The sequence below is a fragment of the Candidatus Aquicultor secundus genome (assembly GCF_002791875.1).
GTDB lineage: Bacteria > Actinomycetota > Aquicultoria > Aquicultorales > Aquicultoraceae > Aquicultor_A > Aquicultor_A secundus.
The window spans coordinates 6,103-6,457 of record NZ_PFNG01000139.1 but is presented as its reverse complement, the minus strand read 5'-3'; the positions used below and the strand labels follow the sequence as shown (position 1 = coordinate 6,457).

Sequence of the window (355 nt, the reverse complement as noted above, 5' to 3'; positions counted from 1 at the left end):
CATAGGCGGCGCAGAGCGGCAGGACTCGGTCTATAATGGCCTTCAAGCCGCACGTGAATTTGAACAGGCCAAGGTTGTCGTGGTTCACGACGGTGCGAGGCCGCTTGTCACGCCGCGCCTTATTGACGATGCAATAGTGAACTTGGTGGAGTGCGATGGCGTGGTTGTCGGCATTCCCGCAAAAGACACGATCAAGCTTGTGGATGACGGTTTTGTAATCGAGACTCCCGATCGCTCGAAAACATGGCAGGTCCAGACCCCGCAGGCATTTCTTTTTGAGCCGCTTTTACGTGCCCATGAAAAAGCCAGAGCCGAGGGTTTTTATGGGACCGATGATTCCATGCTAATGGAACGG

1 protein-coding gene is annotated in these 355 nt (G+C 54.4%); it reads left to right on the top strand.

Going from position 1 to position 355, the window contains the following annotated elements; all coding sequences use genetic code 11:
• Window positions 1-355, top strand: a 355-nt coding sequence (locus COY37_RS05760) for an IspD/TarI family cytidylyltransferase (protein ID WP_286976678.1), incomplete at both ends; no start/stop codon positions are given.